Raw genomic sequence first — 22,059 nt, 5'->3', positions numbered from 1 at the left:
CTCTGTCCGCTTGCGCCCGGGACGCAGCGCGGCAAAGCTAAGAGCGTTGCAGCGCGTCCGGGACACGATACGGAGGCGCGATGGTCAATCCTGATCGCGGCTGCGGCCGTCGTCATCGTCGTGGAAGTCGTGGTCGCCGCCACGGCTGAAGCCGGGATCGATGCACGCAAAGTTGGCGGCATCGCTGGTCAGGCCGCTGCCCTTGTACGATGCGATCTTGGGATAGACGCAGAGCGGTCGCGTGCCTCCGGCCGGGAAGTTCTGGGCAATTCGCGGATCGAATAAGCCGCCGGTCGGGTAGGGCGAGGCGGTGTTGGTGTTGGCCGCGACGATGCGTTCCGGCGCGATGCCATTCTCGACCCAGTCCGTGATGGCCTTGAGCTCGTTGGTGGCGAAGCTGGTGGTGGCCGCGCCGCCGCCGCAATGGGCCATGTTGGGGATCATGAACAGCCGCGCGAAATCGCTCGCATGATTGTCCATGCGCTGGTTCATCTTGCGATACCAGCGTGCGATCGCGGCGCCCGAGAAGATGCCGTCATTGACCGAGGACGAGATGATCAGCTTGCCGCCGCGCGACTTGAACGGGCGCAAATCGGTCGAGACCGCCGCCATGAAGTCCATCGAGCTTTCCGGATAGGCCGCCGTCTTCGTGAAGATCTTCGGCGCGTCGGTGTCGAAGCTGAACTTGAACACGAAGGCTTCCTGGCCGTTCGGTCCGTTGACGGGCGTGACCACGGGCGGCGTCTGGAAGATCATCGGGATCGCGCCGGCGCCGAGCGTCAAATTGATCGCGGTGTTGACGCCGGGCACCGGGGCGGTGACGACGTTCCAGAATTGCCAGCCTGCACCGGGCGCGGTGGGCGGCGTCCAGATGCCGGCATCCCAGAACCAGTTCGAATAGAGCCGCTCGCCCTTTGAATTGACCGGGCCGGCATAGATCTTCTTCAGCACATCGACCTGCGCGCCGGTGAGACAGGTGCCGCCATGCGGCGTGCCGCCGTGCGTGCCGGTGCCGCAGGTGTAACTCGCGAGTGCCGGATAAACCTTCTTCGCCGTGCAGGCGTGGTAATTGTCGATGATGCCGTCGACGAGGCCGTCGAGCGCGTCGCAGGCGCTCAGGATCGCGGCCGACGCCACCTGAAGGTCCTGCTGCGGGAAGGTGTCGGGAATGAACGGCTGGCCGTTGACATCCTTGCTGGTTGATAGCGTGCCGAGCACCTGTTCGTTCCAGGCTTCGGCAAGGCCCGCCTGCGGCAAGTTGAAGCCGGGGTTCTGCGAGATCACGCCGTCGAACAGCCAGGGCGACCGCTGCGAGGCGACCATCGCATCGCGCCCGCCGTTCGAGCAGCCCATGATGTAGGAATGGACGGTGTCGAGGCCGTAGAAATAGGAGATGATCTGCTTGGCGGTCGTCGCGGTCTTCTCGATGCCGTTGTAGCCGTAGTCGCGGCGTGCCTGCGCATCGATCGCGAAATGTGCGGAGCCGCCGGCATTGGCATCGTCGTCCTGATGGCCGCCGACCACATTGGTCGCGCTGTCCTCGTGGCCGCCGTCATCGGCCGCGACCGCCCAGCCCTGGCCGACCTCGACTCCGGCCGCGCCCTGCGGGTCGGGATTGAGGCTGCCGTCGGTGCCGCCGCCGCCCATCATCTCGAAGCGGCCGTGCCAGGTGTTGGGCAGGTTGAGCGCAAAGCCGATGCCGTAGGTGAAATGATCGGGGTCCTGCGTGGAGACGCGCTTGTTGATGATGCCGACCACGTTGCAATAGCCCGGCTTCTGCGTCGCGCTCAGGATCTGCGTGTTCGGAAGCGTGAGGCCGGTGAGGGCGGTGCAGGACGCGCGCGGGGCGACGCCGCTCGGCGGTAGCCCGTGCGCGGCGGCCTGCGGGCCAACAGATGCCCATGTGGCGATGATCGACGAGGCGAGGAAAAGTCGGTTCATGTCATGCCCTCCCGGTTTCATTGCTGATGATCGAACGAAAGCGCCTGGCGCCCGCCATCCGGCGAAGCGTCACGTGATCGGAAGCATCCTTGGAATTGCCGTTTGGAGATACGCGCGCGCCGGCGATGAGCCACGACGCAGCTTCGGTCGCGTGAAAAGTCTCCCGACGCGATGCGCAATGGCATGCGGATCGGTGCCCACCCCAGATGACGGCACGGACGTTCGCTCCCCTTGAACCCGCTCGTGTCACGGCGGGTTTTCACGATCCTTAGGCGAGCCATGTTGCCGTGTCAACATGACGCATTGCGCGATATTGCCGTGCAACCTGTCGTAGAAGCTGCAGGCCCGATGGCCGGGTTTCGCTCGGCTTCTCGATCGGGCGGCGTTGCGTTAGACTCATTGCCCGAATCCACACATCCCAGCCGGGTGCGCGTGCACAGGCTTTGCGAAAGACGCGCGACGATGCAGCCAGGCAAGGCACCGGTGAGAAAACGGGTCGCATCCAAGCGACCTCAGGCGCGTGTGACCAAGCCCTCGCGAGCCGCACCGCGCGTCGCGTCCGGCGCGACGCCGGTCCGGGCGAAACCGCTTGCGCTTGGAGATCTCTCGCAGCTGCTCGGCTATTCCATCCGCCGGGCGCAGCTCTGGATCTTCAAGGAGTTCAGCCGGCAATTGGCGGCCTTCGAGATGAGCCCCGCGCAGTTTTCCGTGCTCTGCGTGATCGACGCCAATCCCGGCGTCAACCAACTCGCCGTCGCGCAGCTTCTGTCGATCGAGCGGGCAGGGCTCGGCAGGCTGGTAGATCATCTTGAAGGCCGCGGCCTCGTTCGGCGCACGGCGTCGGCGATCAACCGCCGCTATTACGTGCTCTACCTGACCGAGACCGGCACGGCGCTGCTGGGCCGGCTGAGGCCGGCGGCCGCCGCGAGTGACAAGGCGCTCGCAGCCAAGATCGGACCGCGCGCCTACAAGGAATTGCGACAGGCGCTGTCGATCTTCGTGGGGCACGCCTGAGCGATCCTCGGGGCATGCGACGGCGGCGATTCGGCAGGTCGCCCCTCCTTGATCATGGCTTGAACTGCATGGCTGGAACGGACAGACGGTCCGCGAAGACCGCGGCTTACGCCATCCATTTCAAGCCTGAGGCCGAGGGAGAGACCCATCATGAAACGCCGTACAGTACCAGGCGATCGTCAAGCAGGCCGCGTCCGCCGCCGGCGCCTGGATGCTCGAGAAATACGACGGCGTGAATCCGGCTGTTCTACACGCAGATCGCGGAGAATTTTTACGACAACCATCTGCTGAGCAAGATGCGCAACAAGATTTGACGATGAGAAGGGCGCGGCGGTCTCCGCGGCGCCCTTGCCCATCCGGGCTACGGGCAGGGCGCTGGCCTCGCGCCACCCGCGTAACCCCACGGAGAGATTAACCGGACGTTAACCATATCGGCGGCATCGTTAACCATTCAATAACAGGGAACGAGTCGGCCGCCATGGAGGCTGCAGCAAAAGTCCAACGCCAGATGGTGCGCCTGCGCGGGCGCTCCTATGTGGCCTTCGTGTTCGTGCCGACGGTTCCGATCCAGGACTGGCTCCAGGAGATCGACGCCACCATCGCGCGCTCGCCGGGCTTCTTCGCCGGGCGGCCCGTGGTGGTCGACCTGTCCTCGGTCGATCTCAGCCAGTCGGGCATCGGCCATCTGCTCACCAGCCTGCAGGACCGCAACATCCGCGTGCTCGGCATCGAGGGCGTGGAGGAGGGTCGGCTCACGCCATCCATGCCGCCGCTGCTCTCGGGCGGACGGAGCTGCGTGATCGAGCAGTCTGCACCCAGGAAACCGGATGCGAAGGCCGAGACCAGGCCGACTTCGCTGCTGCTCGAGAGCCCCGTGCGCTCCGGCCAGACCGTGATCTTCCCCGAAGGCGACGTCACCATTTTGGGCTCGGTCGGCTCCGGCGCCGAGGTCGTTGCCGGCGGGTCCATCCACATCTACGGCGCGCTCCGCGGCCGCGCCATGGCGGGCGTGAACGGTCACACGAGCGCGCGCATCTATTGCCAGAAGATCGAGGCCGAACTGCTTGCAATCGACGGATTTTATCAGACTGCCGACGACATCGACGAAGCCTTGCGCGGCCGGCCAGCCCAGGCCTGGCTGCAGGGCAACACCATGCGAATTACTGCGCTGAACTGACCAGAAGGAGATATTTGAGATGGCCAAGGTACTGGTCGTGACATCAGGCAAGGGCGGCGTCGGCAAGACGACGACGACCGCCGCACTGGGGGCTGCGCTGGCGCAACGCGGCGACAAGGTCGTCGTCGTCGATTTCGACGTCGGCCTGCGCAACCTCGATCTCGTGATGGGCGCCGAACGCCGCGTGGTGTTCGACCTGATCAACGTGGTGCAGGGCGTTGCAAAACTCCCGCAGGCGCTGATCAAGGACAAGCGGCTGGAGAACCTCTGGCTGCTGCCGGCCTCGCAAACCCGCGACAAGGACGCGCTGACGGAAGAGGGCGTCGGCAAGGTCATCGCCGACCTGCGCAGCCGTTTCGACTGGGTGATCTGCGACAGCCCGGCCGGCATCGAGCGCGGCGCCTCGATGGCGATGCGCTTTGCGGATGAAGCCGTGATCGTCACCAATCCGGAAGTCTCCTCGGTGCGCGATTCCGATCGCATCATCGGCATGCTCGATTCTAAGACCGTGCGGGCCGAGAAGGGCGAGCGCGTCGAGAAGCACATTCTCATCACCCGCTACGATCCCTCGCGCGCCGCGCGCGGCGAGATGCTGACCATCGACGACATCCTGGAAATCCTCGCGACGCCCTTGCTGGGCATCATTCCCGAGAGCCAGGACGTGCTGCGCGCCTCCAACGTCGGCACGCCGGTGACGCTGTCGAACGCCGATGGCGCCCCCGCGCGGGCCTATATCGACGCAGCGCGGCGGCTCTGCGGCGAGACCGTCGCCATGCAGGTGCCGACCGAGCGCAAGGGCTTCATGGATCGTCTGCTGCGACGGAGGGCTGCATGAGCATGGGTCTGCTCCGGCTCCTCCGCGGCAACAAGGCGTCCGCACCCGTCGCTCGCGAACGGCTGCAGATCCTGTTGGCCCATGAACGCGGAATGCGCGGCCAGCCCGATCTGCTCGGTGTGCTGCGTGAGGAAATTCTCGCCGTCGTCTCCAGGCACGTGACGCTCGATCCGACCAAGGTGATCGTGAGGCTCGAGCGCGGCGACGAGGTTTCGACCCTCGAGGTCGACATCGAGGTGCCCAACGACTTCGAGCGCAAGAAAGTGGCGGTCGCGTAGGGGGCGCGGCCGAAGACTTTGGGGTGGGTGAAGGCGGTCCGCCGGGCACGGCGGGCCGCCTTTGTTTTGCGTGCATGGTGGAACGGGATCTGCAGCGAAATCGTTGTCCGAGACCCGCGTGAGCCAGGCTCCGCGGTATCGTCAAATCCGGAGAAGCGCCCATGATGTCCGAGGTCCAGGTTCACACCGTCGCCCGGCAGATGCTGGAACAGCATGGTTTCGCTGCGATTGCGAAGGCCTCCGAACAGGCCCAGGCTTGCGAAGGCCGCGGCGATGCCGAAGAGGCCAAGGAGTGGCGCCACATCGCCGACGCCATGAAGATCATGCGCGGACCGGCCCATAGCTGACGCGCTGGAACCGGATCCGTCAGCCCGGCCCGGTTCCGTCCTTGATCATATCGAGCACGCGGCCCGCCAGCGCCTCGACGACGAACGGCTTGGTCAGCACTTGCATGCCCGGCGCGAGCTGGCCGTTGCCGATGATCGCGTTCTCCGCATAGCCGGTGATGAACAGCACCTTGAGTTCAGGCTTGGTCGCGCGCGCCGCATCGGCGAGCTGGCGGCCATTCATGCCGCCGGGCAGGCCGACATCGGTGATGAGCAGGTCGATGGTCGCGTCCGATTGCAGGATCTTCAGGCCGGTCGGGCCGTCATGCGCCTCGATGACGTCAAAGCCGATTTCCTCCAGCGCGTCCGTCAGCAGCATGCGGATCGACGGCTCGTCATCGACGATCAGGATCGTGTGGCTCGCCCGCGGGCGCACCGTGCTCTTGCTGACGAGTGCCGAGGGCTTCTCGGTCTCCCTGCCGTAATGGCGCGGCAGATAGAGGCACATGGTGGTGCCCTGGCCGACCTCCGAATAAATGCGCACCTGGCCGCCGGATTGCCGCACGAAGCCGTAGACCATCGACAGACCGAGCCCGGTGCCCTGGCCCATCGGCCTGGTGGTGAAGAACGGATCGAAGGCGCGCTCGATCACGTCGGGCGCCATGCCGGTCCCGGTGTCGGTGACGCACAGCGAGACGTATTGCCCGGGTTCGAGATCGCGTTCGCCGGCGCCATGCTCGTCGAGCCAGCGATTGGCGGTTTCGATAGTGATGCGGCCACCCCCGGGCATCGCGTCGCGGGCATTGATGCAGAGATTGAGCAGCGCGTTTTCGAGCTGCGAGGCGTCGATCAGCGTCGCCCACAATCCGCCCGCGGTGACGACCTCCAGCGCGATCTCGGGTCCGACGGTGCGGCGGATCAATTCCTCCATGCCCATCACGAGCCGGTTCAGGTCGGTGGGCCTCGGATCGAGCGTCTGCCGCCGCGAGAAGGCGAGCAGGCGGTGGGTGAGGGCCGCTGCGCGCCGGGCTGCGCCTTGGGCAGCGGTCACGTAGCGGTCGATCTCCTTGACGCGTCCCTGGCCGAGTCGGGTCTGCAGCAGCTCCAGCGAGCCGGTGATGCCGGTGAGCAGATTGTTGAAGTCGTGCGCGATGCCGCCGGTCAACTGGCCGACCGCTTCCATCTTCTGCGACTGGCGCAGCGCCTCTTCGGCCTGACGCAGGCGTTCCTGCTCCTTCAGGCGCTCGGTGACGTCGTAGACGAACTGATAGGCGCCGATGAGCCGGCCTTCGCCATCGCGCAGGCAATTGAAGCGCATCTCGTAGGATCGGCGGGTGCGCCGGGGATCGCCGAATTCGCCGATCTCGACGAATTCCTCACCCGCAAGAGCTCTGGACCAGACGGCGCTAATGGCGTCGCGATGCTCCGGCTGGTCCTTCAGAAGCTCAAGCATGTCGTCACCAACCTTCGGCATGATGCCGTAGATGCGGTGAAATTCCTCGGCCGAGGCGCCGTTGATGGCGAGCCAGCGGAAATCGGGATCGACGACCTGCACGAAGGCGTTGGTGCCCTCGACGATGTCGGCCATCAGCTTGCGTTCCGCAAGCGCTGCGACCACGCGCGCCTCCAGCGTCTCGTTGAGACGCTGAAGCTCGACTTCGGCGCGCTTCCGCGCGGTGATGTCCTGGAACAGCACCGCGACCTGCTTGCGGCTGGCCGGCTCGACCCGGAAGGCGGCCAATTCGAGGTAGCGCCGGGTCGCAACCAGCTCGCGCTCGAAGCGGATCGGTATACCGGTACGCAGGACACCACCATAAAGCTCCACCCAGCCGTCCGCCTCGGCAGGCACCATCTCGCGGACCTTCTGCCCGACGACGTTGGGAATGCCGGCATGCTGGGTGTAGGCGGGATTGGCCTCGACGTGGATGTAGTCGCTGAGCGGGCCGTGCGGACCATCGAAGAATTCGATGATGCAAAAGCCTTCGTCGATCGAGTTGAACAGCGTCCGATAGCGCTCCTCGCTTTCGGCGAGCGCTGACTCCGCCTTTTGCCGCTCGCTGACGACGGCGATGCCCTGCGCCTTGAGGCGTGCGTTTTCCTCCTCAAGCGCCTTCAGGCGGCGTTGCAGGTCATCAAACTCGATCGAATCCACAAGCGCTCGCGGGGTTGGCGTTTACAGAGGGCTACTCCTCAGCCCTGCCCACGGCACTTTAATCGGCCTACGGACCGCGGCAAGCTGCCGGGCTCAACCCTGATGAAGCCGGCCGGTTCCCGCTCGCGCGTTGGGCTTAGCGCTCGCCCTGGTCGGCGCCCGGCGTCACCGGCTTGTGGTGGGTTTGTGGTTGCGCCCGCTCGCCGGTCTCGTTGCAGGGGAGCTGCTCCCACGATCCGTCCGGCGCCTGCTGATAGGCGCTGCACGACGACGAGGTCTCCTTGTCCTCGCCCTTCTGGGCCTTGTAGTTCTTCGCCAGCGCTGGCGCGGCCAGCGCGGCGCTCGCCACGAGTACGCCGGCGAAGACGAAATGAGCGATCCGCATGGGATTCTCCAGATTTAAGACGCCCGCATGCTGGCCAGGAATGTGACGATTATGGGCCGGGACGCAGGTTCCGTCCCAGCGTCCTTAACGGTGAGAAAGGCCTAACTGCCCTTGCTGCGGATCAGGCCGGCAAGGCTGGTCTTCTGTTTCTCGCACCAATTGCTCATGCCGAGCCGGCGCTGGTCGAGATCGGTCATCTGGGTCGCGACTGCAACCTCCGCCATGACGTCGTCGGCCTGCTTCTCGCCCATCTTGCCGCCGGTGTGCATCCAGGCAATGGCCTTGCGAACCTGTTCGGTGGTCCCGTCGGGCAGCTGCATCTGCTGCGCCTTCTGCACCAGATCCTGATAGACGACGTCCGTATTGGGGCATTCGACCTTGGCGGCAAAGGCCTGCAAGACCATCGTCACATAGGTCGAGCGCGTGTGGTCGTCAGCCGCCTGGGCGGGAGCTGCGATCAGCAACAGGCCTGCCATCAGCAAGGGGTAGCGCATCCTTGGGTCCTCCTCGTTTTTTGGGGAGGCTATCGTCCGGCGCGCCGCTCCGCAATGGTTGCCGGGGCCGATTGTCGCCAGTTCGTGGGGCGCGCTAGATTAGCTGTCCCCGGCCTCCGGAGAACGCCATGAGCCTGTTCAGCACGCCGTTCGATCCTGCGCACGACCGGGCGCTCGTCACCGGTGCCGGCAACGGCATCGGCCGCGCCATCGCGCTGGGCCTGGTCGGGGAGGGTGTCAGGACGCTGTTTGCCGATGTGAATGCCGAGCGGGTAAAGGCCGCCATCAGCGCGAGCAAGACTCCCGGCCTGGCGCTGCCCTGGATCGGCGATCTCTCCAGACTGGAGGCGTGCGACGAGCTGCTTGCGGCCGCCGATGTCGATCTCAGCGGGGTCACGCATTTCGTGCACAGTGCCTCTCCGCCGCGGCGTGAGGCCGATCACGCGCTCGCGGTCGATCGCCGGACATGGCAGGAGATGCACGCCGTCAATCTCGAAGCCGGCTTTCATCTGGCGCGCGAGATCGCAAAGCGGCTGATCGCGGCGAAACGATCGGGCTCATTCCTGTTTCTGACGTCGCTGCATGCGGGCACGCCGCGCAACCTGCCGCACTACTCGACGGCGAAGGCGGGGATGGCGATGCTGGTGAAGGAGCTTGCGAAGACGTTCGGCCGTCACGGCATCCGCGTCAACGCGCTGGTGCCGGGGGCGATCGCGGCCGGCGGATTCGTCGCGGATGCTTCGCTGGCGAAGCACATTCCGCTCGGGCGTCTCGGCGAGGCAGGCGACCTCGTGCCTGTCGCGCTTACCGTGCTGTCGAACAAGCTCTCCGGCTACGTCACCGGCGCAGCTTTCGTCGTCGACGGCGGATTGTCGCTGACGAACTGGTTCGAAGCGCCTGACGTCGGCGAGTAGCTAGCGACGCCAGGCCGGCACGGGATCGAGCGGCGTGCGATAGACTTCGTTGTGATCGCGATCGGTGACGCGCACGGCGCAACCCTTCCGCTGCAACTCAGGCTTCACCTGTGACAGCTCGCTGGCCAGTTGAACGGCGCGATCGGAAGCGACCTCGATACCCTCGAGGATGATTCCGCCCTGGTTCTTGAACTCTTCACCGTCAACGAGATCGAAGGAATAGTAAGGCATCCGAATTCCCCGGTGTGACGACCCAATGTCTCGAAAGAAGCCTTCAACGGAAGTCTTCAAGACATGCTGGATCGTACCACTGAGTCGATATCCAGCCGATGAACGGAGCGCGTAATCTCTGTGCTTATGGCGCAGAAATGATGTGCATCGTTCGCGCGCCTTAAGATTTTATTAAATGTGTCGGCCTGATCATGAGGCATGGAATTGCAGCAGAACCGGGCTCCGGGAACCGGCAGCTGCAAGAGAAGGCCGGCGGCATAGATCCCGACGGCCTTTTCTCTTTGCGCGAGCGACGCATCACCGTAGTTGCACGGACTCAACCGACCGCATCGAGTCGGACAGCTTGCGTCGTCATTCGAGGCAGATCTCTCGACGCAGCTCTAATGCACCGGCATCGGCGGACGCACGACGGGTCCGTCATCGTCGGCAACGGCTTGCGTCGTTGCGACCGGTGGCGGTGGGACAGCGGCAGCCTGCGAAGGCGGCGGCGGAGGTGCGGGCGGCGGCGAGTAGGCCGGCATATAGGTGTGCGACACGACCGGTTTCGGTTTGCGAACCGGCTGCTTGGGCGCCGGAGGTCGCTGCGGCAGTGCAGATACACGCGTGGGCGGATTGACCGGCGGTCGCGCTTCAGCCACCGGCTTTGGCGCAGGGGGCTTTGCCATCTCCCGCGCCATCTGCTCCTGACCGGCCTTCAACTCGGCGATGTTCGCCTTGAGCTGCTCGATCTGCTGCGCCATCGCGGCCATGTCGCGCGTCATCGATTCCACCGATGGCGCGGCATCGGCTTGCGTTGCTGCTGGCGCGGCTGCGTCCGTCGCAACCGGCATCGTCGCGGGCGGCGTTGAAGCTTGATCGACGGTCTGATCCGGCGCAGCCGGCGGCGCGGCCTGTGCGGCCGCGACCGGTGTCGTCTGCGATGGCGAGGGCAGCAGCGACGCCAGCGCCGGTGTCCATTCGGCGAGCATCCTGGTCGCGGTGTCGCCGTGCTTCTCCCAGGCGACCGTGGCAGCGGCGCTGCCGCCCGCGAACACGAACGTCACGAAGGCGCCGCGCAGCCACCTGCCGGCGGCCGATCGCTTCGGCCTGATGTGATCATCGCTCGCGGTCATGCGCACGGCAGTGTCGACCGAGGGCACAACTGCTTGCGGCTCCGGCGCGGGGCTGAGCTTCGGCTCCATCGTCACTTTGGGCTCGGGCCCGAATTTCGGCTCGGGGCGAGCCGTGAACTCCGGTGCCAGCGTTGGCGCCTCGCTGCCGGTGCGCGATGCCCTGATCACGTCGGTTGAAATCTGCACCGCGTCATGCGGGTCATTGTCCTTGACCGTGTCCTTCACGATCTCATCAACGATTTGCCGGCTGTTCAACGTCGCGAGCATCGCAGCTCCTTTGACCCCTTGGTCGTTCGCATTGGCGCGAGCCGATCCGTTGCGTGAGCCCATCCACATCCGACGAGGCTGGCCCGATGGCGCACGAGTCCAGCCGCGTTTGACCAAAGCAAGGCGAGGCGATGGAGACATCGCGGCCGTCTTCCGCCAGATGTGGTGATGGAACCGGACCGGCCGGACACGGTCACGTGTTCCGCATTGCCTTGTTTTCAGCACGATTTGGGCAGCATCTCGCTCTGCTGGGGGCGCTGCTATCCGCTATCGGGGGGCCGGTGGTGCCAAAATCTAGACTCGCTTGGTTCGTCGTTGCCTTGCTGCCGCTTGGCGGCTGCATGCAGACGACACTCTCGCCGTCGACGGACGCGAGCATGACGCCGCGCGACCGGCAGTTGCTCGCGCACGCGCCTTACGCGCAGGCGAGCGTGCCCGAGCAATATCTCCGTCACATCGTCGATTATCCGCGCAAGGAGCAGCCGGGCACGATCCTGGTCGATACCGATGCGCGCTACCTCTACTACGTCCTGCCCGACGGCAAGGCGATCCGCTATGGCGTGGCGGTCGGCGAGGAGGCGATGGCCTTCTCGGGCGTTGCGCGCGTTGGACGCCTTGCGGAATGGCCGGACTGGGTGCCGACGCCGGAAATCCAGGCGCGGCTCGGGCCGTATCCGGCGCGCGTTCCCGGTGGTCCGGCCAATCCGCTGGGCGCACGCGGCATCTATCTCTATGTCGGCAACAAGGACACGCTCTACCGCATCCACGGCACCAACCAGCCGGAATATATCGGGCAGGCAATCTCGTCGGGTTGCATCCGGATGCGCAACGAGGACGTGATCGATCTGTTCGATCGCGTGAAGCTCGACGCGACCGTCGTGGTGCTGCCGCCGGGCCAGAGCGCGCAGATCGAGACGGGCCCCAACTGGCGCGGGTGACGGGCTTGCCGACAATTTTAGGCATTGTCTTGCGCAGGCCGTAACGCTTCGCGTCTAGCGTGCAGCGAGCAAGGGGTTGCTCGCATGCATGTCGTCAAGAACTCGCCGCGCGCGCTGTTCGCCGCGCTGATTCCGCTGGCCATCGTCGAAGCCGTGCTGATGGCCTTCGCCATCGCGGGCGGGCAGGTGACCGATCCCACCGGCGTGCCTGCGCCGGACCAGATCCTGGCGTTCTTCGCGGGCCGCATGGCGATCAATGCAGCCTTTCTGTTCGCCGGGCACATCGTGCTGCGGCAGTGGACGATATCGAGCCGTCTCGCCTATGGCCTGATGGGCGGCATCGTGGCCGCCGCAAGCTACTGCGTCGCGGTCCGCAACCACATCCAGCTGGCCGCGCCCGGCGACGGCGCGGTGGTGACGATCGGTCTGTTGCCGACAATCGCGGGAATGTTCGGCGGTTTCCTCTATGGCCAGTTCGCCGGCCTGAGCCCGGTTTTGGGCGCAACCGGTGCGGCCGCCGCCGGCACGCCGGCGGCTCCGCCAAGGGTCTTCGACGGACCGGTGCGCGTCCGCACGTCGGTTGCGGGGATTGCGATTGCCGCCCTGATGCCGACCGTGCTTGCAACGCTTCTGCCCTATACGCTGATGCCGCTCCTGATGAACGGTTTCGCGGACAAGAGCACCGCCCATATCTTCGCGGCCGTGATCCCGGCGCAGACCTTCATGGTCATGATCGTGATTTCGGTTATTCCGTCGTGCATCTTCATGCTCTGCGTGCACCACATCGCGCGCGCGATGAGCCGCCGCAGCGCGTGGCAGTACGCGGCGATCGGAGGCGTGGCGGCATTCGGCTGCGCGCTGTTGCTGGTGCTGGTCGTGCCGGTCTTCGCTGCCCTGCTGGTGCCGGCAGCCTTCTGCGGGGCCATCATGGGCGCGCTGTATCGCCGCTTCGCCGGCCTCGAGCCGGTGCCTTTGCCGGAGGTGGTGATCGTTGCCGATCCGGACTCGCTGGTCGGCGCCGATCATCCGTCGCGCCATCAGCACGGCGTCGTTCTCAGCAACTGAGTGCCAGAGACGGAAGGGACGGAAAGATGAAGGGGTTTGCAGCTTTTGGCGTAGCGGTGGCGATCACGGCCGTGGCAGCGGTCTGGTTCTTGACCGGACCGGTGGTGGTGAACGCGGAAGTCAAACCGCTTCAGCCGAGCGCGAAGATACCGGTCTGGAAGCCGGTCCCGACTGACCTGGCGCGCTAGCAGAGCTCAATTTTCGGGCCGCGCGATGCGCCATTGCAGCGTCGTGGCGTTGCCGTTGGCATCGCCCGGCGCCTTGTCGGCCGGCGAGGTGTAGAGCGGGCGATAGCGATACGCCCACATCTTGCTGCCGTCTTCGCGGTCGATCACGGTGAAGTCGCCGATGGCCTTGGCTTCGGCGGTTGCGGCGAGCGGCACCCAGCTCTGGGTGCACTTGCCGTTGCAGTTCGACGTCTTGCCGGTGGTATCGCGCTCGTAAGTGTAGAGCGTCATCCCCTTGAGATCGACGAGCTTGGGACCCTGCTTGGTCAGGATCACCTTCGCGGGCGCGATCGTCGCGTCGGGCTTCGGCGGAGGAGGGGCTTCACTGCCGCCGTGGCCGTTCGCGAGCGCATGGCCGGCGGACAGTACGATGACTGCGGTCGCAACAACGAACCTGAACATCCGAAACTCCAAACCGGCAAAGTTAATTGCGCGTTAAGCGCGGAATTGACGCCGACCGTAACAGCCGAAGGTTAGTTCCAGGTTTCGCAGCACTGCGACAAATACGTGCAGAGTGCCGCTCAGGCCTGCGCCTCGCGCAAGGGCGCACGGCTGAGCTCGTTGCCGGCGGCGATGGCCTTGCGCAGCAGCCGCATCAGCTCCTCGCCCTCCTTGGCGCTGAGACCGCGCAGCATGATCGCTTGCGCGGATTCGACGGCCGGTGTGATCTTGCGCAGCGTACGGCGGCCCTCGTCGGTAATCTCGAGCTCGCGGGCGCGGCGGTCGCGCGAACTGGCGCGGCGCTCGGCAAGGCCCTTCTGCACCAGCCGATCGACCACACCGGTGATGGTGGTGCGGTCATAGGCGATCAGGCCGGCGAGCGTGACCTGGTCCAGGCCCGGATTGGCCTTGATGGTCGCAAGCGCCGCATATTGCACCGGGGTGAGGTCGAAGCCGGCCTCTTCCACTTCGGCCAGAAACACGGCCACGGCGATCTGCTGGAACCGGCGCGCCAAGTGGCCTGGCATGTCGTTGGGTTCGCTCACCGAATTCTCCTCAAGATGCAGGGAGGGAGTGGATGATTGACAAGTATACTGATAGTCAGCATACTGAGCAATATCCAAACAGAACGTTTTCCGGGAGAGGTGCTCATGCAATTCCATCTCAATGGATTCCAGCCGGGCGATCCTGAGATCGCCGATCCCGCCGAGCGCATTCAGGCTCCGGGCGCCGTTGGCGCAGTGCCCGGCGAGGTCGATGTCCTCATCGTCGGCTGCGGCCCGGCGGGCCTGACGCTTGCGGCCCAGCTTGCGCAATTCGGTGACATCAAGACCTGCATTGTCGAGCAGAAGCCGGGCCGGCTTACGGTCGGCCAGGCTGACGGCATTGCCTGCCGCACCATGGAAATGTTCCACGCCTACGGCTTCAGCGAGCGCGTGTTGAAGGAAGCCTATTGGGTCAACGAGACAACGTTCTGGAAGCCGGACGAGCGGGCGCCGGAGAAGATCATCCGCAGCGGCCGGGTTCAGGATGTCGAGGACGGTCTGTCGGAATTCCCGCACGTCATCCTCAACCAGGCGCGCATCCACGACGGTTTCCTCGACGTCATGCGTAAATCACCGGCCAAGCTCGAGCCGTATTACGGAAGACGTCTGCTCGACCTGCAGGTCGATCCGGCCGCGGGGCCTGCCGATCATGCCGTGACGGTGCGCATCGAACGCGTCGACGGTGCTGACGAGGGCAACGTCGAGACCATCAAGGCGCGTTACGTCGTCGGTTGCGACGGTGCGCGAAGCACGGTGCGCAAATCGATCGGCCGCGAACTTCATGGCGATTCCGCCAACCACGCCTGGGGCGTGATGGACGTGCTGGCGGTGACCGATTTTCCTGACATCCGTTTCAAGTCCCTCATCCAGTCGACGAAGGACGGCAGTCTTCTCATCATCCCACGCGAGGGCGGCTACATGGTCCGCCTCTATGTCGAACTGGCGAAGCTCGATGTCGGCGAGCGCGTCGCCAACCGCAACATCACGGCCGACGACGTGATTGCGAAAGCGCAGCGGATCCTGCAACCGCATACGCTCGAGGTGAAGGAGATCGCCTGGTGGTCGGTCTACGAGATCGGACAGCGCCTGACCGACAAGTTCGACGACGTGCCGGAGACCGAGATCGCTTCGCGTCTGCCGCGCATCTTCATCGCCGGCGATGCCTGCCACACCCACAGCCCGAAGGCCGGGCAGGGCATGAACGTCTCGATGCAGGACGCCTTCAATCTCGGCTGGAAGCTCGCCGCCGTTCTCCGCAAGCGGTGCGCCCCACGCCTGCTGCATTCCTATTCGGCGGAGCGGCAAGCGGTGGCCAAGGAGCTCATCGATTTCGATCGCGAATGGGCGGGCATTCTCGCTTCCGCGGCCAAGGCCGGCGGCGCCGACGCAGCGAAGACGCAGGACTATTTCGTCAGGCATGGCCGCTACACCGCGGGCACCGCGACGCATTACACGCCGTCGATCCTCACCGGCGCAGCTTCGCATCAGCATCTCGCGCAAGGCTTCGTCATCGGCAAGCGTTTCCATTCCGCGCCTGTCATCCGGCTTGGAGATGCCAGGCCGATGCATCTCGGCCACGCGGCGCAAGCTGACGGACGCTTCCGGATCTTTGCATTTTCCCCCGCTGAGAATCCCGCAGCGTCGAGTTCGGCCATTCGCGCGCTGTGCAACTTCCTCGCCGAAGCCAGGGAATCCCCGCTCAGGCGCTACACCCCCCCCGGCGCCGACATCGATTCCGTGATCGATCTGCGTGCCGTATTCCAGCAGGACCATCGCGAACTCGCGATCGAGGCGATGCCCGCGCCGCTGCTGCCGCGCAAAGGACGCTACGGTTTGCTCGATTACGAAAAGATGTTCTGTCCGGACCTCAAGGGCGGCCACGACGTTTTCGGGATGCGCGGGATCGATCGGAAGACCGGCTGCATGGTCGTGGTGCGGCCCGATCAATACGTCGCGCAGGTGCTGCCGCTCCATGATTTTGCGGGGCTCGCGGCATACTTCGACGGCTTCATGCTGCAGGTGAACTGACGCGTGCTCCGCCGATGAACGGCGGATGAATATCGAACTCTGTGCACGGCGTGCATCTCAATCTTTTGGCTGATGCGGCGATCGCGAGCGGAACGCTTTAATCTGCTCGCGCGTTCCGCCTTTCAAAGGAGGATTACGCCATGAGACTGAGAACCGCTTTAGTTGCAGCATTGCTGCTTGCACCGACGGCCGCACTGGCCGCGCCCGGTGTCGTCACCGTCTCCACCGGCCTGCGCGCCGGTCCCGGGGCGGGCTTTCCCCTGGTCGATCGGGTCCCCGAGGGCGCCCGCGTCAACATCCATGGTTGCCTGCGCGGCAATGCCTGGTGTGACGTGAGCTTCTCCGACGACCGCGGCTGGGTGTCGTCGCAATATCTCGAATATCTCTACCGCAATCACTACGTCTATCTGCCTGATTATGTCGACGAAGTCGACGTACCCGTCGTTCCGTTCGTGCTGAGCTCGTACTGGTCGAGCTATTACGAGGGACGTCCCTGGTATCGCCGTCACGCCTACTGGAATAGTTACTGGACCTCGCATGAGCGTTTCGCGACGCGGATGACGATCGATCCGCGCGCCGCGCGTATCGGCCGCGCGGCAACGCGTGACGCTGCGGTCGCGCTGGGACGGGAGGGCATCCACGGCAAGGGCCATGTCAACGGCGCCGCGGCGATCTCCGGGCGTGATGCTGCAACGGCACGGCACGACGCTGCGATCACGAAGCGCGATGCTGCCGTGACGGCCGACCGTGCCGGCGCCGGGCGGAGCGAGCGCATCGCGCATGAGCGCGCTGCGGTGCAGGTGCGCAACCCCCGTGATGCGCAGGCGCGCATGATGCACGAGCCGAACGCTGCCCGGACCGCTGTGCGGGCGCAACCGATGGCCCGTGCACATGAAGCGCCGCGGATGTCCGCTGCGCCCGCCGCCCGGCCTGCGATGCCACACATGGCTCAGCCAAATGTCAGCCATGGGCCGCCGATGAATGCGCATGCACAGATGCCGGCACCGCGTGCGGCCGCGCCCGCCCCCGCGATGCCGCATCCGGGCGGTGGCGGTGGCGCGCCGCACGTCAATGCCGCTCCGCACGGTGGCGGCCCCGGCGGCGGTCACGAGAAGCACTAGCATTTGCCAACGAAAGCCCGGCCCTTGCGCCGGGCTTTCTGCTGGTGTGCTGCGGGTTCCGTGCACGTACAATTTGAGAAAGTTCTTCGCCGGCAGATTTCATCGATCGTAATATGTCTACTCAAAGCTGTAAGCATCCACTCCGGGGCAGCGGGGCTACGGGAGGATGATGATGAGACAGAACCAGGCGGAGTCGCGCCGCCAAAATGTCGCGAAGCGGTCGATGACCAAAGAGGCCAAGCAACTGGCCGGCCTGATTGCAGGCTTGCGCAAATCCCTCGACGGCATCCACAAGGAACGGGCGAGCACGAAGCTCACCGGCGCCGAGATGGGCATGCTCGACGAGCGTCGCAACAATTTGTTGCTCACCATTGCTGCCCTGAACGACCGTCTGTCGGCCGTGCAGGGTTTGATTGATCTCGGCCGGCCACATGTGATCCGCGTCCACTGAGCGGATTCCGGGTCCAATCGGTTCCGTCGCGGCGGCGATGGGCCGGAACCCGGTTGACGGCTCTGCGCCTGTCCGGCCTTAGGTCAGGCAGCGAACCAGATCCCGACAAGCAGAATCACATTCAAGATGCTGCGTATGACGTGGCTCCCTTTGCTCCGAAAGGACCGGCGTCGGTGCACAATGCTGCCGCGGACGGCACCAAATTGCCATGCTCCCGGCGAATTGCCGCCAAAGCCCGCTGCCACCACGAGGACGGGTGCAGGGCGACGCAAGGGGATGCGAATTGGCCTACAAAATGATCGCAGAACGCGACAATGAGAAGTACAGTTTCGCTCGCGAGAGCCGGTTGCTCATCGTGGCGAAAGCAAGGGTTTGGGCAAGCGAGGGCTGGCGGGTCGTCATCACGGATCAGGACGGCAAGGCCTATGCGCCGCCGGAGTTCGATCGGTTGCTGGCGGCATGATCGCAGGACGGGCCGGGGGACGACATTGAGACCGCTCATTCGACCGGGGCGCGACGTCATCGCGCCTCTGGTGATTCTCGGGACCATTGCTGTGGTGCTGGCGGCGCCGATCGCCTCCGCGCAAAATCTCGACGCGGGCAAATCGCCCGAAAAGCTCTTCGCCGACGGCTGCGCCACCTGCCATCGCAGCCCGCGGGGGCTTGCAAAAGGGCGCTACAGCCTGACGCTGTCCTGGTTTCTCCAGGACCATTATTCGGCCGGCCCCGACACCGCCAAGGCGCTCGCGGCCTATCTGGTGTCGGTCGATACCCCGCCGCCGGGTGCTGCGGCAAAGCCTGGGCGTAAATCAGCGAAATCCAAGCCGCGTACGCCCAAGCCTGTGCAGAACTGACAGTCGCCTGACTAACCGCGTCGATAGGTCTGCGCGATCAGCCGATCATGCACCGCGCGCAAGTTCGCATTCATGCGGGTCTGTCCCGTCATGACGAAGGACAGCCAGGCGCCGTCGGCGGCGAGACGCACGATCTGAAGCTCCGGCGCGGTGTCGGTGGCGCGATGGCGCTTCAGGCGCGCCTTCATCCAGTCGTTCCAAAATCTGCGTCGCGACGGATCTGTGACGACGACCATGCTCAGCGCCGCCCAGAGGGTGGCAAAGCCGCGCTCGCCGGCATCAGTGCGCCGCCGTCCGCGAAAACAGGTTGATGACGACGACGCCCGACACGATCAGGCCGATGCCGAGAAAGGCTGCGGCGTCCAGCATCTGGCGGAACAGCACGAAAGAGACGGTGGCCGTCAGGATGATGCCGACCCCGCCCCAGATCGCATAGGCGATGCTCAAGGGGATCACCCGGATCGCGACCGACAGCGCGTAGAACGAGGCAACGTAGAACAGCACCATCGCCAGCGTCGGCAATGGTCGCGTGAATTGCGCGGATTGCTGCAAAAAGGCTGAGGCCGTCACCTCGAACACGATGGCGAGGGCAAGGGCTGCATGGGAGAGGGCGGACGTCATGAGCTGCTCGAGATGTGGTGCTCGAAAGATACCGCGCTGTAGGTATGTTCAACCGAGGGGTCGTGGTTTTTCGGTGGGCTGGCCATGCTGAGACGGCATATCACCCGGACGTGACGAACCCGCGACGAATCGCTAGCCTCGCATATGCCGTTCGTGCTGACAGAGCGCGACGGGCGCATGATCGTGCTGGTCCATATCAGAGCCACGCTTGCGCCGCGGCGCGATTGCTTTTACGGACCTGCCCATGCTCGTCATCTCCATACAAAGCCAGGTGGTCCACGGCCATGTCGGCAACAGCGCGGCGGTCCACGCCATGCAGGCGGAGGGCGTCAACGTCGCCGCCGTGCCGACGACGTTGCTGTCGAACCATCCGCGCTACGAGACAGTGCGCGGCCGGGTGCTCGACGTCGAGTTGGTGGCCGATCTGCTGAGAGGCGTCGAGGAGCGGGGCCTCGTCGACGAGGCCGCCGTGCTCGTCACCGGTTATCTCGGTTCGTCCGACAACGCGGCCGTCATCGCCGATTTCATCGAGCGTGCGCTGTCGCGCAATTCGAAGCTCGTCTATCTCTGCGACCCCGTCATCGGGGACGATGGCCGCGTCTATGTCGCCGACGGCATCTTGGACGTGCTGCGACACCGCCTGTTGCCGGCTGCACACCTGATCACGCCGAACCAGTTCGAGCTGGAGCTGCTTTCCGGCGTCAAGATCGCGGACACAGAGGGCCTGCGCGCCGCGGCAACGGCACTTGCGGGGCATCGCCGCATCGACGTCGTCGCCACCGGCTGCACGCTTGTCGACACGCCGGCGGGGCAGGTGGAGACGATCCTGTGCGCGGACGGGCAATTGTCACGCTTTGCGACGCCTCGCCTGCCGATCCGTCCCTACGGCACCGGTGATCTCCTCACCGGCCTGATCGCAGCGCACCTTGCCAAGGGCACGGCGATGGAGGCGGCGGTGCGGCTTGCGGTCGAGACCATCTTTGCCGTGCTCGTTCGCACCCAGCAGGCAGGATCGGCCGAGATGCGTCTCGTGCCGTTGCCGGCGTCTGTCACGCACGACCGAGGCTAAGTCGTCCGCTTCGTGGCGGATTGCGCTGATTTCTGCGGCTTTGCCGGGCTCTTCTGCTCGCGCGCGGCCTGGGCCTTCGGCGGCCTGGCGCTGGCCATGGCGCGCGCCTTCTTCAATTTGACGTTGGCTGCTTCCTTGCGATCCGTCGCACCGCCGCGCTTCGAGATATATTCCGCACCGTCGATCGGGCCGACATGCGGCGGGTCGCGGCCGAGATAGGGCCGGCCGATCCCGAGCGCCTTGCCGTTGGCATCGACCCATTTCCACAGCACTTCCGTCGAGGCCCAGCGTTGTGCGCGATTGTTGCCCTGGGTGCTGACGATGTCGGCGGCCATGCCGTGGCCGTAGCCGCCGCGCAGACTTCCGCCATGATAGGAGCGGTTGGAGGCCGCCTTCAGGCCGCTCGCGATCTCCTGGCGGTAGTCGTCCCGGAACGCGCTGGTGATGCCCGGCGACAGGCCGGCGGCTTCCGCCGCGAGCAGCATGCGAAACAGCTTCTGCTTGAAGCTCCTATCCATCCCGCCGATGACGTAGTCCATCAGCGGCATGTTGGCGTGTTCGGCCGCCTTCGGATCCTTCCAGGCAAAATCCTCGTCGACGAGTTTCGTGAAGCTGCGCATCACCGTGACCATCTTGCCCTTGCGCCTGATGGTGACGGCACGGCGGTCCTCGACCTTGATCGAGTCTTCCTTCGGCGTGCGCTGATAGAGCGCCCAGAGATAGCGATCGACGCAAGCGTCCATGGAGAAGCATTCGTCGAGCACCGCCACGGTGTTCGCGGGGGGCGACGGCCTGCTCTCGGCCACAGGTCCGCTCGCGATGGCGGCGGATGACAGCGCGTCCTCTGGCACGACATCGCCGGGATCGGCGGAGGCAAGCTTGACGGTGGGCTCCGGCGCGGGCTGGGCCGCGGCTTCGCTCGCGACGGGCGCAGGTTCAACGGCTTCGCTTGCGACAGGCGCGGGTTCAGGCGCGATCTGAGAGTCAGGCGGTGTGGCAGCCGATACGATGTCGGAGGGATCGGCCGACGCGAGCTGGACGGTGGGGGCGGGTGTCTCGGGCGGCGGCGCTTCGACCGCAGCCATGCTCGGCGTGGCAGCCGCCGCCGCGGCGATGTCGGCTGTCAGGGCGATGCCATCGTCGATCGTCGCGGCACGCGGGATGTCGGCAAGCTCGAGACGGCTGAGATCTTTCGCGCGGGAGACAGCCGCTGCGTTGGCGCCGCTGTTCTCGATCAAGGCAGGGGCATGGGCGGACAGGGAGAGCGCCAGCCAGCCGACCATCACGGCCGAGGGGCACGCAACAGCCACGAGAAGAGACCGCCGATCATTCATGATCCCTGCCTCCGAGGTTCGAGAGCGAACCAGATTGCACAGCCAAGCACGCGGCACGTCAATTGTTCGGAGGACCATGTGGCAGTGCAATGGCGTAAATCCTCCCATAATCGGCTTTTCAGGCCGGTGTGTCCCGAATGCAACGCCGGTTCCCCACGGGGAAACAGACAAAATCGGCAGCTTTTGCCGATAAAATTGAATGATCCGGATTTACTCAATCTTGGATTGCAGTGGGGCAT

At 65.2% G+C, this 22,059-nt stretch carries 25 protein-coding genes and 1 pseudogene; 15 read left to right on the top strand and 11 right to left on the bottom strand.

Annotated features, from left to right (window positions below; all coding sequences use genetic code 11):
- Positions 1-84: 84 nt before the first annotated feature.
- Positions 85-1,941, bottom strand: a complete 1,857-nt coding sequence (locus QY049_RS04870) for a tannase/feruloyl esterase family alpha/beta hydrolase (RefSeq protein WP_301269106.1) — start codon at positions 1,939-1,941, stop codon at positions 85-87.
- 522 nt (positions 1,942-2,463) lie between these two features.
- On the opposite strand from QY049_RS04870, the gene QY049_RS04865 reads away from it, so the two are divergent.
- The 5 genes from QY049_RS04865 to QY049_RS04845 all read left to right on the top strand — a co-directional run bounded on the left by QY049_RS04865 (position 2,464) and on the right by QY049_RS04845 (position 5,592).
- Positions 2,464-2,955 (top strand): MarR family winged helix-turn-helix transcriptional regulator, encoded by a 492-nt coding sequence (locus QY049_RS04865; RefSeq protein WP_301269105.1) that lies wholly within the window; start codon positions 2,464-2,466, stop codon positions 2,953-2,955.
- Between the two features lie 478 nt (positions 2,956-3,433).
- The gene (gene minC / locus QY049_RS04860) at positions 3,434-4,132 is read left to right on the top strand and encodes a septum site-determining protein MinC (protein ID WP_301269104.1); all 699 of its coding nucleotides are present in this window, start codon (positions 3,434-3,436) and stop codon (positions 4,130-4,132) included.
- Positions 4,133-4,151: 19 nt separating this feature from the next.
- The gene (minD, locus tag QY049_RS04855) at positions 4,152-4,967 is read left to right on the top strand and encodes a septum site-determining protein MinD (RefSeq protein ID WP_194476186.1); all 816 of its coding nucleotides are present in this window, start codon (positions 4,152-4,154) and stop codon (positions 4,965-4,967) included.
- Positions 4,964-5,245, top strand: coding sequence for a cell division topological specificity factor MinE (gene minE, locus QY049_RS04850; RefSeq protein ID WP_100175708.1), 282 nt, complete (start codon positions 4,964-4,966; stop codon positions 5,243-5,245). Before minD ends, minE begins: the two co-directional genes overlap by 4 nt.
- Positions 5,246-5,406: 161 nt before the next feature.
- On the top strand, positions 5,407-5,592 hold the full coding sequence (locus QY049_RS04845; protein WP_301269103.1) for a hypothetical protein: 186 nt from the start codon (positions 5,407-5,409) through the stop codon (positions 5,590-5,592).
- 19 nt (positions 5,593-5,611) lie between these two features.
- Here the strand turns inward: QY049_RS04845 and QY049_RS04840 are convergent, their stop codons facing one another.
- From QY049_RS04840 to QY049_RS04830, 3 genes are all read right to left on the bottom strand, one after another.
- The gene (locus tag QY049_RS04840; RefSeq protein WP_301269102.1) at positions 5,612-7,723 is read right to left on the bottom strand and encodes a PAS domain-containing protein; all 2,112 of its coding nucleotides are present in this window, start codon (positions 7,721-7,723) and stop codon (positions 5,612-5,614) included.
- 136 nt (positions 7,724-7,859) lie between these two features.
- Positions 7,860-8,108: a hypothetical protein gene (locus QY049_RS04835; RefSeq protein ID WP_258761895.1), complete on the bottom strand. Its 249-nt coding sequence runs from the start codon at positions 8,106-8,108 to the stop codon at positions 7,860-7,862.
- Positions 8,109-8,209: 101 nt separating this feature from the next.
- A complete protein-coding gene (locus tag QY049_RS04830; RefSeq protein ID WP_194476182.1) occupies positions 8,210-8,602 on the bottom strand; it encodes a hypothetical protein in 393 nt (130 codons plus the stop codon).
- Between the two features lie 128 nt (positions 8,603-8,730).
- On the opposite strand from QY049_RS04830, the gene QY049_RS04825 reads away from it, so the two are divergent.
- Entirely contained in the window at positions 8,731-9,516 is a 786-nt protein-coding gene (locus QY049_RS04825; protein WP_301269101.1) for an SDR family NAD(P)-dependent oxidoreductase, read from the top strand.
- Here QY049_RS04825 and QY049_RS04820 read toward each other — a convergent pair whose 3' ends face one another.
- Entirely contained in the window at positions 9,517-9,747 is a 231-nt protein-coding gene (locus tag QY049_RS04820) for a hypothetical protein (protein WP_194476180.1), read from the bottom strand. It lies immediately after the preceding gene.
- Positions 9,748-10,127: 380 nt separating this feature from the next.
- Entirely contained in the window at positions 10,128-11,126 is a 999-nt protein-coding gene (locus QY049_RS04815; protein WP_301269100.1) for a hypothetical protein, read from the bottom strand.
- A gap of 341 nt (positions 11,127-11,467) precedes the next feature.
- Here QY049_RS04815 and QY049_RS04810 point away from each other — a divergent pair, with 341 nt between their 5' ends.
- The 3 genes from QY049_RS04810 (at position 11,468) to QY049_RS04800 (ending at position 13,317) form a co-directional block, all read left to right on the top strand.
- Complete coding sequence (locus QY049_RS04810; RefSeq protein ID WP_194476178.1) at positions 11,468-12,064, top strand: L,D-transpeptidase; 597 nt, start codon at positions 11,468-11,470, stop codon at positions 12,062-12,064.
- 84 nt (positions 12,065-12,148) lie between these two features.
- A complete protein-coding gene (locus QY049_RS04805) occupies positions 12,149-13,129 on the top strand; it encodes a hypothetical protein (RefSeq protein WP_301269099.1) in 981 nt (326 codons plus the stop codon).
- A gap of 26 nt (positions 13,130-13,155) precedes the next feature.
- Complete coding sequence (locus QY049_RS04800; protein ID WP_194476176.1) at positions 13,156-13,317, top strand: hypothetical protein; 162 nt, start codon at positions 13,156-13,158, stop codon at positions 13,315-13,317.
- 6 nt (positions 13,318-13,323) lie between these two features.
- On the opposite strand, the gene QY049_RS04795 is transcribed toward QY049_RS04800, so the two are convergent.
- Together QY049_RS04795 and QY049_RS04790 are read right to left on the bottom strand one after the other, a co-directional pair.
- Entirely contained in the window at positions 13,324-13,758 is a 435-nt protein-coding gene (locus QY049_RS04795; protein ID WP_301269098.1) for a hypothetical protein, read from the bottom strand.
- Positions 13,759-13,877: 119 nt separating this feature from the next.
- Positions 13,878-14,342: a MarR family winged helix-turn-helix transcriptional regulator gene (locus QY049_RS04790; protein WP_194476174.1), complete on the bottom strand. Its 465-nt coding sequence runs from the start codon at positions 14,340-14,342 to the stop codon at positions 13,878-13,880.
- A gap of 105 nt (positions 14,343-14,447) precedes the next feature.
- Between QY049_RS04790 and QY049_RS04785 the strand changes: the two genes are divergently transcribed.
- The 5 genes from QY049_RS04785 (at position 14,448) to QY049_RS04765 (ending at position 18,796) form a co-directional block, all read left to right on the top strand.
- Complete coding sequence (locus tag QY049_RS04785) at positions 14,448-16,370, top strand: FAD-binding monooxygenase (protein WP_301269097.1); 1,923 nt, start codon at positions 14,448-14,450, stop codon at positions 16,368-16,370.
- Positions 16,371-16,510: 140 nt separating this feature from the next.
- Positions 16,511-17,491 carry an SH3 domain-containing protein gene (locus tag QY049_RS04780; RefSeq protein WP_194476172.1) on the top strand — a complete coding sequence of 327 codons (981 nt, stop codon included), beginning with the start codon at positions 16,511-16,513 and terminating at the stop codon, positions 17,489-17,491.
- 223 nt (positions 17,492-17,714) lie between these two features.
- Positions 17,715-17,942, top strand: coding sequence for a hypothetical protein (locus QY049_RS04775; protein WP_301269096.1), 228 nt, complete (start codon positions 17,715-17,717; stop codon positions 17,940-17,942).
- Positions 17,943-18,198: 256 nt separating this feature from the next.
- Positions 18,199-18,405, top strand: a complete 207-nt coding sequence (locus QY049_RS04770) for a hypothetical protein (RefSeq protein ID WP_258761890.1) — start codon at positions 18,199-18,201, stop codon at positions 18,403-18,405.
- Between the two features lie 73 nt (positions 18,406-18,478).
- Entirely contained in the window at positions 18,479-18,796 is a 318-nt protein-coding gene (locus QY049_RS04765; protein WP_194482749.1) for a hypothetical protein, read from the top strand.
- A gap of 11 nt (positions 18,797-18,807) precedes the next feature.
- On the opposite strand, the pseudogene QY049_RS04760 reads toward QY049_RS04765, so the two are convergent.
- Both QY049_RS04760 and QY049_RS04755 read right to left on the bottom strand, forming a co-directional pair.
- Positions 18,808-19,044 (bottom strand): annotated as a pseudogene (locus QY049_RS04760) (TetR/AcrR family transcriptional regulator); the annotation flags it as partial.
- Positions 19,045-19,075: 31 nt separating this feature from the next.
- Positions 19,076-19,417 carry a multidrug efflux SMR transporter gene (locus QY049_RS04755; protein WP_301269095.1) on the bottom strand — a complete coding sequence of 114 codons (342 nt, stop codon included), beginning with the start codon at positions 19,415-19,417 and terminating at the stop codon, positions 19,076-19,078.
- A gap of 244 nt (positions 19,418-19,661) precedes the next feature.
- On the opposite strand from QY049_RS04755, the gene pdxY reads away from it, so the two are divergent.
- A complete protein-coding gene (pdxY, locus tag QY049_RS04750) occupies positions 19,662-20,486 on the top strand; it encodes a pyridoxal kinase (protein WP_301269094.1) in 825 nt (274 codons plus the stop codon).
- On the opposite strand, the gene QY049_RS04745 is transcribed toward pdxY, so the two are convergent.
- The gene (locus tag QY049_RS04745; RefSeq protein ID WP_301269093.1) at positions 20,483-21,820 is read right to left on the bottom strand and encodes a hypothetical protein; all 1,338 of its coding nucleotides are present in this window, start codon (positions 21,818-21,820) and stop codon (positions 20,483-20,485) included. The two genes, pdxY and QY049_RS04745, sit on opposite strands and share 4 nt — an antisense overlap.
- Positions 21,821-22,059: the final 239 nt, after the last annotated feature.

Source organism: Bradyrhizobium sp. WYCCWR 13022 (genome assembly GCF_030435535.1).
Classification (GTDB): domain Bacteria; phylum Pseudomonadota; class Alphaproteobacteria; order Rhizobiales; family Xanthobacteraceae; genus Bradyrhizobium.
This window is presented reverse-complemented; position numbering and strand designations above follow the sequence as displayed.

Coding starts and splice junctions, on each gene's coding strand:
- QY049_RS04745 (WP_301269093.1), bottom strand. CDS start 21,820: ATGAATGATCGGCGGTCTCTTCTCGTGGCTGTTGCGTGCCCCTCGGCC.
- QY049_RS04780 (WP_194476172.1), top strand. CDS start 16,511: ATGAGACTGAGAACCGCTTTAGTTGCAGCATTGCTGCTTGCACCGACG.
- QY049_RS04815 (WP_301269100.1), bottom strand. CDS start 11,126: ATGCTCGCGACGTTGAACAGCCGGCAAATCGTTGATGAGATCGTGAAG.
- QY049_RS04830 (WP_194476182.1), bottom strand. CDS start 8,602: ATGCGCTACCCCTTGCTGATGGCAGGCCTGTTGCTGATCGCAGCTCCC.
- minD (WP_194476186.1), top strand. CDS start 4,152: ATGGCCAAGGTACTGGTCGTGACATCAGGCAAGGGCGGCGTCGGCAAG.
- QY049_RS04800 (WP_194476176.1), top strand. CDS start 13,156: ATGAAGGGGTTTGCAGCTTTTGGCGTAGCGGTGGCGATCACGGCCGTG.
- pdxY (WP_301269094.1), top strand. CDS start 19,662: ATGCTCGTCATCTCCATACAAAGCCAGGTGGTCCACGGCCATGTCGGC.
- QY049_RS04775 (WP_301269096.1), top strand. CDS start 17,715: ATGACCAAAGAGGCCAAGCAACTGGCCGGCCTGATTGCAGGCTTGCGC.
- QY049_RS04820 (WP_194476180.1), bottom strand. CDS start 9,747: ATGCCTTACTATTCCTTCGATCTCGTTGACGGTGAAGAGTTCAAGAAC.
- minC (WP_301269104.1), top strand. CDS start 3,434: ATGGAGGCTGCAGCAAAAGTCCAACGCCAGATGGTGCGCCTGCGCGGG.
- minE (WP_100175708.1), top strand. CDS start 4,964: ATGAGCATGGGTCTGCTCCGGCTCCTCCGCGGCAACAAGGCGTCCGCA.
- QY049_RS04810 (WP_194476178.1), top strand. CDS start 11,468: ATGCAGACGACACTCTCGCCGTCGACGGACGCGAGCATGACGCCGCGC.
- QY049_RS04845 (WP_301269103.1), top strand. CDS start 5,407: ATGATGTCCGAGGTCCAGGTTCACACCGTCGCCCGGCAGATGCTGGAA.
- QY049_RS04825 (WP_301269101.1), top strand. CDS start 8,731: ATGAGCCTGTTCAGCACGCCGTTCGATCCTGCGCACGACCGGGCGCTC.
- QY049_RS04870 (WP_301269106.1), bottom strand. CDS start 1,941: ATGAACCGACTTTTCCTCGCCTCGTCGATCATCGCCACATGGGCATCT.
- QY049_RS04785 (WP_301269097.1), top strand. CDS start 14,448: ATGCAATTCCATCTCAATGGATTCCAGCCGGGCGATCCTGAGATCGCC.
- QY049_RS04835 (WP_258761895.1), bottom strand. CDS start 8,108: ATGCGGATCGCTCATTTCGTCTTCGCCGGCGTACTCGTGGCGAGCGCC.
- QY049_RS04795 (WP_301269098.1), bottom strand. CDS start 13,758: ATGTTCAGGTTCGTTGTTGCGACCGCAGTCATCGTACTGTCCGCCGGC.
- QY049_RS04805 (WP_301269099.1), top strand. CDS start 12,149: ATGCATGTCGTCAAGAACTCGCCGCGCGCGCTGTTCGCCGCGCTGATT.
- QY049_RS04755 (WP_301269095.1), bottom strand. CDS start 19,417: ATGACGTCCGCCCTCTCCCATGCAGCCCTTGCCCTCGCCATCGTGTTC.